This window comes from Mycobacterium sp. Panama NTM2 (assembly GCF_054355555.1).
On sequence record NZ_CM135953.1, the window covers coordinates 3,565,437 to 3,580,087 of the forward strand.

The 14,651-nt window shown below is 70.0% G+C and carries 12 protein-coding genes; 6 read left to right on the top strand and 6 right to left on the bottom strand.

The window, feature by feature from the left end; genetic code table 11:
- Positions 1–60: 60 nt before the first annotated feature.
- Positions 61–789, bottom strand: a complete 729-nt coding sequence (locus tag ACXYX3_RS16855; RefSeq protein ID WP_241206185.1) for a GntR family transcriptional regulator — start codon at positions 787–789, stop codon at positions 61–63.
- Positions 790–939: 150 nt separating this feature from the next.
- Here ACXYX3_RS16855 and ACXYX3_RS16860 point away from each other — a divergent pair, with 150 nt between their 5' ends.
- Genes ACXYX3_RS16860 through ACXYX3_RS16875 form a run of 4 tightly spaced genes read left to right on the top strand, consistent with a single transcriptional unit; the run spans position 940 to position 6,459 of the window.
- On the top strand, positions 940–2,418 hold the full coding sequence (locus ACXYX3_RS16860; protein ID WP_458608292.1) for an amino acid permease: 1,479 nt from the start codon (positions 940–942) through the stop codon (positions 2,416–2,418).
- On the top strand, positions 2,415–3,848 hold the full coding sequence (locus ACXYX3_RS16865; RefSeq protein WP_458608293.1) for an FGGY family carbohydrate kinase: 1,434 nt from the start codon (positions 2,415–2,417) through the stop codon (positions 3,846–3,848). The genes ACXYX3_RS16860 and ACXYX3_RS16865 overlap by 4 nt, the downstream gene beginning before the upstream one ends.
- A complete protein-coding gene (locus tag ACXYX3_RS16870) occupies positions 3,845–5,230 on the top strand; it encodes an NAD(P)/FAD-dependent oxidoreductase (RefSeq protein ID WP_458608294.1) in 1,386 nt (461 codons plus the stop codon). Before ACXYX3_RS16865 ends, ACXYX3_RS16870 begins: the two co-directional genes overlap by 4 nt.
- Positions 5,227–6,459, top strand: coding sequence for an NAD(P)/FAD-dependent oxidoreductase (locus tag ACXYX3_RS16875; RefSeq protein WP_458608295.1), 1,233 nt, complete (start codon positions 5,227–5,229; stop codon positions 6,457–6,459). The genes ACXYX3_RS16870 and ACXYX3_RS16875 overlap by 4 nt, the downstream gene beginning before the upstream one ends.
- A gap of 63 nt (positions 6,460–6,522) precedes the next feature.
- Here the strand turns inward: ACXYX3_RS16875 and ACXYX3_RS16880 are convergent, their stop codons facing one another.
- The 4 genes from ACXYX3_RS16880 to ACXYX3_RS16895 form a co-directional block, all read right to left on the bottom strand.
- Positions 6,523–7,392: a type IV toxin-antitoxin system AbiEi family antitoxin gene (locus ACXYX3_RS16880; protein ID WP_458608296.1), complete on the bottom strand. Its 870-nt coding sequence runs from the start codon at positions 7,390–7,392 to the stop codon at positions 6,523–6,525.
- Between the two features lie 130 nt (positions 7,393–7,522).
- Positions 7,523–8,959, bottom strand: coding sequence for a vWA domain-containing protein (locus ACXYX3_RS16885; RefSeq protein WP_458608297.1), 1,437 nt, complete (start codon positions 8,957–8,959; stop codon positions 7,523–7,525).
- Entirely contained in the window at positions 8,959–9,846 is an 888-nt protein-coding gene (locus ACXYX3_RS16890; protein WP_458608298.1) for an AAA family ATPase, read from the bottom strand. Before ACXYX3_RS16890 ends, ACXYX3_RS16885 begins: the two co-directional genes overlap by 1 nt.
- Before the next feature lie 14 nt (positions 9,847–9,860).
- A complete protein-coding gene (locus ACXYX3_RS16895; RefSeq protein ID WP_458608299.1) occupies positions 9,861–11,129 on the bottom strand; it encodes a glutamate-5-semialdehyde dehydrogenase in 1,269 nt (422 codons plus the stop codon).
- A 23-nt stretch (positions 11,130–11,152) separates the two neighbouring features.
- On the opposite strand from ACXYX3_RS16895, the gene ACXYX3_RS16900 reads away from it, so the two are divergent.
- On the top strand, positions 11,153–12,010 hold the full coding sequence (locus ACXYX3_RS16900; RefSeq protein WP_458608300.1) for a PfkB family carbohydrate kinase: 858 nt from the start codon (positions 11,153–11,155) through the stop codon (positions 12,008–12,010).
- On the opposite strand, the gene ACXYX3_RS16905 is transcribed toward ACXYX3_RS16900, so the two are convergent.
- A complete protein-coding gene (locus ACXYX3_RS16905; protein ID WP_458608301.1) occupies positions 12,007–14,049 on the bottom strand; it encodes an NAD(+) synthase in 2,043 nt (680 codons plus the stop codon). The two genes, ACXYX3_RS16900 and ACXYX3_RS16905, sit on opposite strands and share 4 nt — an antisense overlap.
- A 54-nt stretch (positions 14,050–14,103) precedes the next feature.
- On the opposite strand from ACXYX3_RS16905, the gene ACXYX3_RS16910 reads away from it, so the two are divergent.
- Positions 14,104–14,643, top strand: coding sequence for a cysteine hydrolase family protein (locus tag ACXYX3_RS16910; RefSeq protein ID WP_241206031.1), 540 nt, complete (start codon positions 14,104–14,106; stop codon positions 14,641–14,643).
- Positions 14,644–14,651 lie beyond the last annotated feature (8 nt).

Genomic DNA, 14,651 nt, shown 5'->3' on the forward strand with positions numbered 1-14,651 from the left:
CACCCCGAGCCGCCGTCGCGTTTGCACGAATAGCGAGCTTACGGGACCGAAACGCAGGCCTCAGACCGATGAGAGCCGGTGGGCGCCCAACTCCTCGGAGACCTCGAAGGCGGCGCGATCGGCGCGGTACACGTCGCGCGCGTACTCCACGCATCGGCCGGAGGTGTCGCGGGTGCTGCGAGTCAGCAGGGTGCCCGCCGATCCGGCGCGCACGCCCAGCTGCATGCTCGACGCGTCGTCGAGCACGATCGACTCGAGCACCGCGGTGGACCGCGCCAGGTCGATCCCGTAGCGCGAGCGCAGCAGTGCCCACAGCGACCCGTCGTCCGGCTCGTCGAGGATTCCGGGGGTGAGGTCGGCGGGCAGATACGTGGTTTCCAGCGCGAACGGCACGTCGTCGACGCTGCGCAGCCGGTAGAACACGTGCACCGCGGCGCCGTCGGGCAGGTCCAGCGCCCGCCCGACCGCGGGCTTGGCGGTCTGGTGTTCGGCCCACAGCAGCTTCGCCGCCGGCCGCCGCCCCATCCGTGCCACCTCTTCGGAGAAGCTACCGACGTGGAAGCGGACGCGCGGTTCGGCGACGAAGGTGCCGCGTGGCGGCTTCCGGTAGACCGCTCCTTCGCTCTCCAGCAGTGAGAGCGCCTGACGCGCGGTCATCCGGCTGACGCCGTGCTGTTCGGCGAGTTCACGTTCGGACGGCAGCAGGGTGTGCGGACCCAATTGCTCGGTGGCTATCCGGTCGCGGACGTCCGCGGCGATCGACATGTACAGCGGCGTGCCCGAGGCCATCCCGTCAGATTAGTCCTGCGAGCTGGGCTTCGACCGGTGTGACGGCGGGGTAAGAAGTCGGTTTCCGGATTGACGGGCGTCACAAGTGACCTTCATACTTTGGTTCAACCACATGGTCTATACCATCAATCGAACGGCCAGGAGGCTCCCGTGACCCGCCCTGACTCCCGCGACTCGGCCGAGCTCGCTCAGTTCGGCTACACCCAATCCCTGGAGCGGCGTACCGGCAGGTTCGCCTCGTTCGCCGTCGCCTTCGCGTTCGTCTCGATCGCCACGGGCATCTTCACCACCTACGGGGCGGTGTTGAACAGCTCCGGCCCCGTCGGGATCTGGACCTGGCCGATCGCGGTCGTGGGGCAGCTGGCCGTGGCATTCGTGCTGGGCGCGCTGGCCTCCCGCATCCCGGTCACCGGCTACCACTACCAGTGGATGTCGCGGCTGGCGAACCCCATCCTGGGCTGGATCATCGGCTGGATCTCGTTCACGTTCCTCGCGATCGTGGTGGTCGCGGTCGACTACACGATCGCCTCGACGATCCTGCCGGTGCTGCTCAGCTATGACAGCACCCCGACGATCGCCTGGGTGATGACCGCCGGTGTCCTGATCCTGCAGGCCCTGCTGGTGGCGCTGTCCACCCCGTGGGCCGAGCGGGTGAACAACAGCCTGGTGACGCTGGAGCTGATCGGGATGGCGCTGTTGACAGTGCTGCTGCTCGTGGTCGGCGCGGTGCGCGGCGATATCGATGTCGCGAACCTCGTCAGCAAGGGTGCGGTGGCGACGGAGGGATTCTGGAGCTTCGGCGACTGGACATCGGCCGGACCGTGGATGCTGGGCTTCCTGCTGGGCGCGTTCACGATCGTCGGTTTCGAATCCGCCGCCAACCTCGCCGAGGAGACCCACGATCCGGAGCGCGTGGTGCCGCGGGCCATGTGCAATGCGGTGTTGGCCTCCGGTGTGCTCGGCTTCGTGTTCCTCATCGCGGTCACACTCGCCGCCGGCGATCCCGTCGCACTGGCCGAATCGGGCACCCCGATCGCCGACGTCATCAAGAACACCCTGGGCTCGGTGGTGGCGACGCTGCTGCTGCTCATGGTCGTGCTCGCGATCTTCGCGTGCGGTCTGGTCATCATGATCACCGGCGTCCGACTGACCTGGGCGATGTCCCGCGACCGCCGCTTCCCCGGCTGGCAGCAGTGGAACCAGATCTCGCCCCGCTTCCACACACCGTTCAAGGCGACGCTGCTGTACTTCGCGCTCGCACAGCTGATCCTCGCGATCTTCGCCCACTCCGAGACCGCGCTGTTCACCCTCTTCAGCGCCGCGACACTCCTGCCTGCTGTGATGTACGCCTCGACGGTGGTGCTGTACTTGGTCAAGCGCTCGTCGCTTCCCCGTAACGGCAAGTTCGATCTCGGAAAGTGGGAGATGCCGATCTTGGTGGTGGCAGTCGTCTGGCTGGCCTTCGAGCTGGCCCTGTTCCGCGACGCCGCCTTCAAGCAGGCGTGGGCCTATGTCCTGGTGATGGTCGCGATCGGCGCGGCCTACCTCGTCTATCTGTTGATCCGACACGGTCGTGCGGGGCTGACGATGCCCGACATGGCTTCCATCGACGCCGAGCTGCGGGAGTGAGCGGAGCGATCCTGGCGATCGACCAGGGCACCTCGGGCACCAAGGCCGTCGTCGTCGACGACCGCGGCCGGGTGTGCGCAACGGCCGAGGTGCCGCTGCGGCCCGACTACCTGCCCGGCGGCGGCGTCGAGCAGGACCCCGAAGCGTTGTTCGCGAGTGTCGTCACCGCCGGACGCCGCGCGCTCGCCGAGGCCGGCGTGCCCGTGGCCGCGGTGGCGCTGGCCAACCAGGGCGAGACCGTGCTCGCGTGGGACCGCGCCACCGGCGCTCCGCTCACCCCGGCGGTCGTGTGGCAGGACCGGCGCGCCGAAGCGCTGTGCGGATCGCTGGTCGAGCACGGTGCGCGCATCGCCGAACGCACCGGCCTCGTCCTCGATCCGTACTTCTCGGCGCCGAAGATGGCGTGGATCCGGGAGAACAGGACGCGCGACGGCGTCGTCACCACCACCGACACCTGGCTGGTGCACCGGCTCTGCGGCGCGTTCGTCACCGACGCCGCGACGGCCAGCCGCTCCTTACTGACCACGCTGGACCAGGCCGGCCGGGTCCCGGGCTGGGACGACGAGCTCGTCGCGCTGTTCGGACTCGCCGGCGAATCGCTGCCCGAGATCGTGGCCTGCGATCAGACCGTCGGGCACACCGACGTGTTCGGGCCGACGCTGCCGGTCGGCGGCCTGATCGTCGACCAGCAGGCCGCCCTGCTCGCCGAGAGCTGCCTGGAGCCCGGCTCGGCGAAATGCACATACGGCACCGGGGCGTTCCTTCTCGCCCAGCTCGGCACCGAGCCGGTGCGATCCCGGTGGGGGCTGACGACGTCGGTGGCCTGGCGGCTGCGCGACGAGACCGCGTTCTGCGTCGACGGCCAGGTCTACACCGCGGCATCGGCGGTCCGGTGGGCCGTGGATCTCGGTCTGGCGCCCGCGCCCGACCAGCTCGACGCCGTGTCCGCCGACACGAGCGGCGGCGTGGTCTGCGTGCCTGCTCTGGCGGGGCTCGCGGCGCCGTGGTGGAACGCCGCGGCCACCGCCAGCTTCACCGGCATGACATTGTCGAGCACCCGCGGGCACCTGGTCCGGGCGCTGCTGGAGGGGGTCGCCGCGCAGGTGACCGCACTGACCGAACTCGTCTGCGCCGACCTCGGCCGGCCGCTGACCCGGCTGCGGGTCGACGGGGGCCTGACCCGGTCCGAGGTGCTGATGCAGGCCCAGGCCGATCTGGCGCAGCTCCCGGTGGAGGTCTACCCGTCACCGCACGCCACCGCGCTCGGCGCCGCCGCATGCGCCCGGCTCACCATCGATCCCGGCCTCGCCGTCAACGACGCGATCGGCGCGTGGACCCCGCAGCGCACCTACGAACCGCGCTGGCCGGCCGAGCGTGCCACCGACTTCCTGGCGCGCTGGCGCCGCACCGTTGAGGAGACCACCCAATGACTGCCGAACATGTCACCGACGTCGTCGTCGTCGGCGCAGGCATCGTCGGCGCGGCGATCGCCCGCGCGCTCGCCGGCACCCACCTGTCCGTCACGCTCGTCGAGGCCCGTGACGACGTCGGCGACGGCACCAGCAAGGCCAACACCGCCCTGCTGCACACCGGGTTCGACGCCACCCCCGGCACCCTGGAGTCCCGGCTCGTCGCCCGCGGCTACGACCTGCTCGGCGCCTACGCCGAAGAAACCGGAATCCCCGTCGAGCGCACCGGCGCCATGCTCGTCGCCTGGACCCAGGAAGAGCTCGACGCGCTGCCCGGCCTGATGGTCAAGGCCGAAGGCAACGGCTACCGCGACTGCGGGCTCTTGAGTGCCGACGAGGTCTATCGTCGGGTCCCCTCGCTCGGGCCCGGGGCGATGGCCGGCCTGAGCGTGCCCGGCGAGTCGATCATCTGCACGTGGACCACGAACCTCGCGCTGGCCACCGATGCGGTGGCGCGCGGCGCGACGCTGGTCCGCGGCGCGCGTGTGACGACCGTGGAGCCCGGCGCCCAGCACACCACCGTGCACACCACCCGTGGCGAGATCCGCGCCCGCTGGGTGATCAACGCCGCCGGCCTGGGCGCCGATCACCTCGACGCTCAGTTCGGATACCAGCGCCTCACCGTCACCCCGCGACGCGGTGAATTGCTGGTGTTCGACAAGCTGGCGCGGCCCATGGTGCCGGTGATCGTGCTCGCCGTCCCGTCCTCGCGCGGCAAGGGCGTTCTCGTCAGCCCCACCATCTACGGCAACGTGATGGTCGGTCCGACGTCGGAGAACCTGACCGACCGGACGGCGACCGGAACGTCGGAGAAGGGGCTGGACTTCCTGGTGTCGAAGGGCCGCGCACTGATGCCGGCGCTGTTCGAGGAGGAGATCACCGCGACGTACGCGGGCCTGCGGGCGGCGAGCAATCACGACGACTACGTGATCGACCTCGACGCGGCCGCGCATTACGTCCTGGTCGGCGGTATCCGATCCACCGGCCTGACCTCGGGGATGGCGGTGGCCGAGTACGTCTGCGGTCTGCTCGCCGAGGCGGGGGTCGACGTCTCCGAGCGGGAGGGTCTGCCGCCTCCACCGCGGATGCCGAACATCGGCGAGACCGGCGTGCGGCCCTATCAGGACGGGCAGCGCATCGCCGCCGACCCCGACTACGGCCGGCTGGTCTGCTTCTGCGAACGCGTGAGCGTCGGAGAGATCCGAGACGCATTCGAATCTTCCATTCCCCCAGCTGATCTCGATGGTCTGCGGCGCCGCACCCGGGTGATGAACGGGCGATGCCAGGGCTTCTATTGCGGCGCGCACACCGCCGAGCTGCTGGCCGAGGGAGTGGCGAGATGAGCCGGGTCGCGATCATCGGCGGCGGCCCCGCCGGGCTGACCGCGGCCGCCGCGCTGGCGCCCCGCGTCGAGGGCGAGGTGCTCGTGCTCGAACGGGAACGCCACACCGGTGGAATCCCCCGCCACAGTGACCATCTCGGCTACGGCATGCGGGATCTGCACCGGTTCGTCTCGGGACCCGCCTACGCGCGACGGCTGACCGCGATGGCGGCCGAGGCGGGCGCGACGCTCGAGACCGAGGCGATGGTCACCGGCTGGGCGGGCGAGCGCACGCTTCAGATCACCTCGCCGCGCGGGGTGCGGACCGTCACCGCCGACGCCGTGATCCTCGCGACGGGTGCGCGGGAACGGCCCCGCCCCGCACGGCTGATCCCCGGCGACCGGCCCGACGGTGTGTACACCACGGGACAGCTCCAGAATCTCGTGCACCTTCAACACGGCCACGTCGGCTCCCGGGCCGTCATCGTCGGCGCCGAACTGGTCAGCTGGTCGGCGGTGCTGACGTTACGGGAGGCGGGCTGCGCGACCGTTGCCATGATCAGCCGATATCCACGCGCCGAGGCGTACACCGCGTTCCGCCTTCCGGGCCGGGCGCTGATGTCGGGTCCGGTGCTGACCAGCAGCCGGGTGGTGGCCGTCAACGGCAAAGGCAGGGTCCAATCGGTCACCGTCGAGCACGCCGGCCAACGCCGCGACATCGCTTGCGACACCGTGGTTTTCACCGGCGATTGGATTCCCGATCACGAGCTGGCCCGCACCGGCGGCCTGGACATGGATCCGTCGACGCGCGGGCCGGCCGTCGACGCCGGGTTGCGCACCAGCCGGCCCGGGGTGTTCGCGGTGGGCAACCTGCTGCACCCGGTGGACACCGCCGACGGCGCCGCACTCGACGGCCGCCACGTCGCCACTGCAGTCCAGCAGTGGCTCCGCACCGGCGGCACGGCCGAGCCGGTGCACAGCGCGGCGCACATCCGGGCGCAGGCGCCGTTGACGTGGGTTGCGCCGCAGCGGGTGTCGACGGTCGGCGGCAGCGCGCCGCGAGGTGACCTGCTGCTGTGGACCGACGAGTACCGCCGGCTGCCCGCGTTGCGCGCAGTTCAGGACGGGCGCGTCGTGGGCACTGCCCGCACGCTGTGGCCGGCGGCGCCGGGCCGGGTGTACCGGGCACCGTGGTCGCTAGTCGCGGGGGCGGACCCCAAGGGCGGCGACGTCACGGTGTCCCTCGCCTGACTTCTGCCGCGAGTGTGCGGTTTCATCCGCAACACGCGCAGGAGGGCGTATGGGGATCCACACTCACGACATCGCTGGGCAGCCGCGCGCCCGCAATGCGGCCCGGACACGGTCGAGGAAGACGGCAGGGCGGCGCAGCATCACCGAGCTGACGCGGATCACCGACCACTCGGCGGCCTCGAGTGCGGCCCACCGCTCGATGTCCCATGCCCGCTGCCCCGCGTCGGTCCAGTGCTGAACTCCGTCGTACTCGACGGCGACATGCCATTCATCCCAGCCCATGTCCAACCGTGCGAACACCCGGCCGTAGACATCACGAACCTCGATCTGCGTCTCGAGCGTTGGAAACCCGTTGCGCAGCAGGGTCAGTCGCGTCAGCGTCTCGTACGGCGATTCCGCGCCGGCGTCGACCAGCGGCAGCACCCGGCGCAGCCGACGTTGCCCGCGCGCGCCGGGGTGCAGGCGCGCGACGTCCATGACGTCGGCGGGCTTGACGTCGACGGCGTTCATCAGCGCATCGATCCGCTGGACGGCCTCGGTGTGCGGCAACCGCCTCCCCAGGTCGAAAGCGGTTCGCGCCGGTGTCGTGACAGGAAGCCCGTGGACCTGGGTGATCTCCGCCGGATCGAGCGTGTCGGTGTGCACGACGATCCCGGCGGGCGGTCTGCGGTTGTCATGCACCACCACCGCCGGTCGGTCGCCCTCGACCCACTTAGCGCCCAGCACCGCGGCCGCCGACGTCTCCGCCATCACGCCACGGCGCCCCGACCACAGCCACGCGGCGCGGGCGCGGACGACGGCGTCGAGCTCGGCGCCCCGCGGAATCCACACGCCGGGATACACCGCCTCGTGGTGACGGCGGAGTTGACGCAGGGTCAACTCACCCGCGGCCATGGCCTCCGATGCGATGAACGGCCAGTCGATCTCGGTCATGCCGGCCAGCGTGTGCGCGGCCGCCGACAGAACTGAGGCTCAGAGCCCGGTTATCCACAGCCTGTCGCGCCGAGAGTGAATCCTCATCCGCCCGCCGCGGCGTGTCGCGGATGAAACCGCACACTCGCCCCTAGACGGGGAGTAACGAGTCGATCACCGAGGCCAGCTGCTTGGCCGACCGGCACTCGTGCATCGCGATCACGTCGGTGTAGCGCGGCACCGCGGAGTCGCCGCTGCCCCACAGATGCTTCGGCTCGGGGTTGAGCCAGTGCGCGTGGCGGCTCGCGTTGACCATGTGGGCGAGCAGGTCGGCTTCGGGATTGCGGTAGTTGTTGCGGGCGTCGCCGAGGACCAGCAGCGAACTGCGCGGCGAGAGCACATTGGGGAACTTGTCCAGGAACGAGACGAATGCGTGGCCGTAGTCGGAGTGCCCGTCGCGGGTGTACACGCCCGCCTCCCGGGTGATGCGCTGCACGGCCACCGCCAGATCGGCGTCAGGACCGAACATCTCGGTCACCTCGTCGGTGGTGTCGATGAACGCGAACACGCGGACCCGCGAGAACTGTTGCCGCAGCGCGTGCACCAGCAGCAGCGTGAAATGGCTGAACCCGGCGACCGAGCCGGACACATCGCACAGCACCACGAGCTCCGGCCGGGCCGGATGCGGCTTCTTGAGCACCACGTCGATCGGCACACCGCCGGTGGACATCGACTTGCGCAGCGTCTTGCGTAGATCGATCTCGCCGGCGCGGGAGCGTCGTCGCCGGGCCGCGAGCCGGCTCGCCAACGTACGGGCCAGCGGCGCGACCACCCGGCGCATCTGGCGCAGCTGTTCGCCTGAGGCACGCAGGAACTCGACGTTCTCCGACAGTTGCGGCACGCCGTAGGTCTGCACGTGTTCGCGGCCCAGTTGCTCGGCGGTCCGTCGCTTGGTCTCGGCCTCGACCATCTTGCGCAGCTGGGCAATCCGCTGCGCGGCAAGGGCTTTGGCGATCTGCTCCTGCGTGGGCGTCGGTTCCTCGCCGTAGGGCGCCAGCAGGCCGGCGAGCAACCGCCCCTCGAGGCTGTCCAGGCTCATCGCCTTGAGCGCCTGGTACGACGAGTACGACGGTCCCCGGCTGGAGTTGTACCGGCCGTAGGCCTCGACGATCTGGGCGATCATCGCCGCGAGCCGCTCATCGAGCTGACCCGCGTCCTCGTTGTCAGACAGCAGATCCAGCAGCGCCTGCCGCATCGCCTCCGCGTCGTCGGGCGGCACTGCCTCGTCCTCGCTCGAGGCGTCGGCGAGCACGGTTCGCGACCCCAGCGCGGGAGGGAAGTAGAGGTCGAACAAGGCGTCGTAGGTGTCGCGATGGTCGGGCCGGCGCAGCACCGCACACGCGATACCCTCCCGCAGCGCAAGCCTGTCGGCCATCCCGAGCACGGTCATCACCCGTCCCGCGTCGACGGTTTCCGACGGTCCGACCGCGATACCCGCGCCGCGCAGCGCCTCGACGAACTCGACGAGATGACCGGGAATCCCGTGCGGGGCAAGCGGTTGCGGCGGACGCGTGCGACGCGGGGCCATCAGTTGAGCCTCAGCTCCCCGGCGGCCTTGACCTGATCGGACTGGTGTTTGAGGACCACACCGAGCGTCGCGGCGATCACCTCGTCGTCGATGGTGTCCAGGCCGAGCGCCAGCACGGTGCGCGCCCAGTCGATGGTCTCGGCCACCGACGGCACCTTCTTCAGCGCCATCGCGCGCAGCACGCCGACGATGCGTACCAACTCCTCGGCCAACCGCTCCGGCAGCTCCGGCACCCGCGACAGCAGGATGCGCCGTTCCAGGTCGGGGTCGGGGAAGTCGATGTGCAGGAACAGGCAGCGGCGCTTGAGCGCTTCGGACAGCTCGCGGGTGGCGTTGGAGGTCAACACCACCAGCGGTTTACGTTCGGCGACGATCGTGCCGAGCTCGGGCACGGTGACCGCGAAGTCGCTGAGCACCTCGAGCAGCAGGCCTTCGATCTCGATGTCGGCCTTGTCGGTCTCGTCGATCAGGAGCACGGTCGGCTCGGTGCGCCGGATCGCGGTCAGCAGCGGGCGCGACAGCAGGAACTCCTCGGAGAACACGTCGGTCTTGGTCTGGTCCCAGTCCCCCTGGCCACCCTGGCTGCCGGTCTGGATGCGCAGGATCTGCTTGGCGTGGTTCCACTCGTAGAGGGCCCGCGCCTCGTCCACGCCCTCGTAGCACTGCAGGCGCACCAACCCCGAGCCGGTGGCCTGGGCGATGGCCCGCGCCAGCTCGGTCTTGCCGACGCCCGCGGGCCCCTCGACCAGCAGCGGCTTCTCCAGCCGGTCGGCGAGGAAGACCGCGGTCGCGGTCGCGGTGTCGGGTAGGTACCCGGTCTCGGCCAGCCGGCGCGCGACGTCGTCGATGTCGGCGAACAGCGGCGCTGGGCGCGCGGGGACACTCACAGATGTTCTCCTGACTAAGGACGGGTCTGACCGTCACCCCAGACGATCCATTTGGTGGAGGTCAGCTCGGGAAGCCCCATCGGTCCCCGGGCGTGCAGCTTCTGCGTCGAGATGCCGATCTCGGCGCCGAAGCCGAACTGTTCCCCGTCGGTGAACGAGGTCGAGGCGTTCACCATCACCGCCGCGGCGTCGACGCGTTCGGTGAAGCGTTGTGCCGCAGCCAGATCCGTGGTCACGATGGCTTCGGTGTGGCCGGTGCCGTAGGTGTTGACGTGGTGGATCGCGGCGTCGACACCGTCGACGACAGCGAGCGCGATGTCCATCGACAGGAACTCGGCCCGCAGCTCGTCCTCGGACGGGTCGGCGTGCACCGTGACCCCGGCAGACTGCAGCGCAGAGGTGAGCCGGGGGACCGCGACGTCGGCGACCGCCGCGTCGATCAGCAGGGTCTCGGCGGCGTTGCAGACGCTGGGCCGACGGGTCTTGGCGTTGAGCACGATCGACTCGGCCATGTCCAGATCGGCCGAGGCGTGCACGTAGACATGGCAGTTGCCCACGCCGGTCTCGATGGTGGGCACCTGCGCATCGCGCACCACCGCGTCGATCAGTCCGGCTCCGCCGCGCGGGATCACCACGTCGACGAGGCCGCGCGCCTGGATCAGATGCGTGACGCTGGCTCGGTCGGCGCTGGGCAGCAACTGCACCGCGTCGGGGTCGAGGCCCTCGGCCACCAGCGCGGCGCGCAGGGCCTCCACCAGCGCGGCGTTCGACCGGGCGGCCGACGAGCTACCGCGCAGCAGCACGGCGTTCCCGGACTTCAGCGTCAGGCCGAACGCGTCGACGGTGACGTTGGGGCGGCCCTCGTACACGATGCCGACCACGCCCAGTGGGACGCGCTGCTGACGCAGCTGCAGCCCGTTGGGCAGCGTCCGCCCGCGCAGCACCTCCCCGATCGGATCGGGAAGCGCGGCCACCTGTCGAAGCCCGTCGGCGATCCCGTCCACCCGGGTCGGGGTCAGCGCCAGCCGGTCGAGCATGGCGTCGGGGGTGCCGGCGTCGCGGGCGGCGGCCAAATCGGCCTCGTTGGCGTCGAGGATGACGCGGGTGTTCAGCAGCAGGTGATCAGCGGCAGTGTGCAGCGCCCGGTTCTTGGTCTCGGTGCTGAGCGTCGCCAGGTCGCGGGACGCGGTACGGGCGCGGCGGGCGGCCTCGTGCACCTGCCCGCGCACGTCGTCGGCCGCCCCCGGCGTGCCCACGCTGCGTTCCGGTGCGTGCAGACTCATCCGCCCAGCGTAGCGTTGCCGCGGTGGCGAGGATCTGCGTGGTGGGCAGTGTCAATGCCGACCTCACCTTCACCGTCGAGGCGCTCCCCGAGCCGGGCGAGACCGTGCTGGCCTCCTCATTGGCGACGAGCCCCGGCGGCAAGGGCGGAAATCAGGCCGTGGCGGCGGCCCGTGCCGGCGCCGAGGTGCGTCTCGTCGCCGCCCTCGGCGATGACGCGGCGGCCGGTGAGCTCCGCGCGCACCTGGGTCGTAACGGCGTCGACCTGCGCGCTGTCACGGAGGTGCCGGGTCCGAGCGGGTCGGCGGCGATCCTGGTCGACGCCGGCGCCGAGAACTGCATCGTGGTGGCGCCGGGCGCCAACGCGCACCTGAGCCTGACGTCGGCGCAGGTCCGGTCCGTGATCGCCGACAGCGACGTCGCGCTGATCTCGTTGGAGATCCCGATCGCCACGGCGATCGCCGCCGCCGGGGTGGCACGCGACGGCGGCGCGGTCGTGATGGTCAACGCCTCCCCTGCGCTCACCGATCCCGGGCACCGCAATCAGCTCGCCGAGCGCGCCGACGTCGTCGTGGTCAACGAGACCGAGGCGTCGGATTGGCGCGATGCCGGGGTGCCTCACCTGGTGATCACCCGCGGCGCCGCCGGCGTGCAGCACGTGGCCGACGGCTCGGCGCGTGACATAGCGGCTCCCGCGGTCGAGGCGATCGACACCACCGGGGCAGGCGACGTGTTCGCCGGCGTCCTGGCCGCGACGTGGCCGACGGGCGCCGACGTGGCGCTGCGCCGCGCCTGCGCTGCGGGCGCGTTGGCGACGCTGGTGCCCGGTGCCGGTGACTGCGCTCCGACCCGCGAGGCGATCGACGACGTGCTGCAGCCCTAGTTGCTCGGGACGCAGCGGTCGATCTCGTCCAGCCAGGTGCGGGCGGACATGTCCGACGGCGCGCGCCAATCGCCGCGCGGTGACAGCGATCCCCCGGCCGAGACCTTCGGACCGTTGGGCAGCGCCGAGCGCTTGAACTGGCTGAACGAGTAGTAGCGCTGCGCGAAAACCTCGAGCCAGTGCCGGATCTCGCCGATGCTGAACGACGGCCGCTTGTCCTCCGGGATGCCGAACGGCCAGTCCCCCCGCTCGGCGTCACGCCACGCGTGCCAGGCCAGGAACGCCACCCGCGAGGGCCGGAACCCGTAGCGCAGCACCTGGAACAGCGAGAAGTCCTGCAACACATAGGGACCCACCTTGTCCTGGCTGCTCTGGATCTCCTCGTCCTCGCCGGCGGGCACCAGCTCGGGGCTGATCTCGGTGTCCAGGACGTCGGCCAGCACCTCGTTCACCGTCTGGTCGAACTGCTCGGACGAGATCACCCAGCGGATCAGATGCTGGATCAACGTCTTGGGCACCCCGCCGTTGACGTTGTAGTGCGACATCTGATCGCCCACACCGTAGGTGGACCAGCCCAGGGCCAGCTCGGACAGGTCGCCGGTGCCCAATACGATCCCGCCGCGATAGTTGGCCAGCCGGAACAGGTAATCGGTACGCAGGCCGGCCTGCACGTTCTCGAACGTGACGTCGTAGACCTTCTCCCCGCGGGAGAAGGGGTGGTCCATCTCCTTGAGCATCAGCTCGGCGGTGGCCTTGATGTCGATGGTCTCGAAGGTGACGCCCAGCGCCTCGGCGAGCCGGGTGGCATTGCTCTTGGTCCGCTCGCCGGTGGCGAACCCGGGCAGGGTGTAGGCCAGGATGTCGCTGCGCGGCCGGTCCTCTCGATCCATGGCGCGCGCAGCCACGATCAGCGCGTGGGTGGAGTCGAGCCCACCCGACAGACCGAGCACCACTTTCGGATACTTCAGCGCACGCAGCCGCTGTTCGAGACCGGAGACCTGGATGTTGTACGCCTCATAGCAGTCCTGCTCGAGACGTGCAGGGTCGTTGGGCACGAACGGGAAACGCTGCACCTCGCGTCGTAGTCCGACGTCGCCGTCAGGCGGGTTCAGCGTGAACTCGATGCGCCGGTAGGAGTCGTCATCGATGAGGTGGTGGCGCCTGTTGTCGTCGAACGTCCCCATCCGGACCCGCTCGTTGCGCAGCAGCTGCAGGTCGACGTCGGCCACGGATCGGCGCTCCCCCTTGGGAAATCGCTCCGACTGAGCGAGGCAGACGCCGTTCTCCCAGATCATCGTCTGCCCGTCCCAGGCCAGATCTGTCGTCGATTCACCCTCTCCTGCAGCGGCGTACACGTAGGCGGCCAGACAGCGCGACGACGCCGAGCGGGCCAGCAGGGAGCGATCCTCGGCCCGGCCGATCGTGATCGGGCTGCCGGACAGATTGGCCAGCACCGTCGCACCCGCGAGCGCCGCCTCGGCACTCGGCGGTACCGGGACGAACATGTCCTCACAGATCTCCACGTGCAGAACGAAGTTCGGGAGATCCTGGGCCGCGAACAACAGATCGGAACCGAACGGAACGGTCACTCCCCCGACGCGGATCTCGCCGCTCTCGTCGTCGCCCGCGGCGATCTGGCGCTTCTCGTAGAACTCCCGGTAGGTGGGCAGGTACGACTTCGGCACCACGCCGAGCACCTCACCCCGGTGGATGACGACGGCGGTGTTGTAGATCCGATTGCGGTGCCGCACCGGGGCGCCCACCACCAGCACCGGCATCAGCGCTGCAGATCCGGCGGCGACGTCCGCGACCGCGGTGTCGGCGGATTCGAGGAGGGCGTCCTGCATGACGATGTCATCGATCGAATACCCCGACAGCGTCAGCTCGGGGAACACCGCGAGGCCGACGTTGTCGTCATGGCACTCGCGGGCGATGCGCAGCACCGATTCCGCGTTCGCGGCCGGGTCGGCCAGCGCCGTGTGATGGGTGCAGGCGGCGACGCGGACGAACCCCTGCCGATACGCCGAGTAAAAGTCCATGGTTCATTGTGTCCCCGAAGTGTTCCGGCGATAACCCTGGGTATGCGTGAGGCCATGAGCACCACCGCGATCCTGGTCATCGACATGATGAACACCTACCGGCATCCCGACGCAGAGAAGTTGATCCCGCATGTCGAGCCTGTCGTCGAACCACTGAGCACACTCGTCGCCGCAGCGCAGGAGCGCGACGACACCGATTTGATCTACGTCAACGACAACTACGGCGACTTCAGCGCCGAGTTCAGCGACATCGTGCGCGGCGCACTCGACGGCGAGCGCCCCGACCTGGTGGAGCCCGTCGTGCCGAAGCACGGTCTGCGGGTGATGACCAAGGTGCGCCACAGCGCGTTCTACGCCACGTCACTGGCCTATCTGCTGACGCAGTTGAAGCCCGACCGCCTCGTCCTCACCGGCCAGGTCACCGAGCAGTGCATCCTCTACACCGCGCTGGACGCCTACGTCCGACACTTCCCGGTGGTGGTCCCGCGTGACGCCGTCGCGCACATCGACCCCGACCTCGGCGATGCGGCGCTGAAGATGATGGAGCAGAACATGCGCGCCGAGATTCTCGACAGTGCCGCGGAGGTGATCTGAAGAACCGG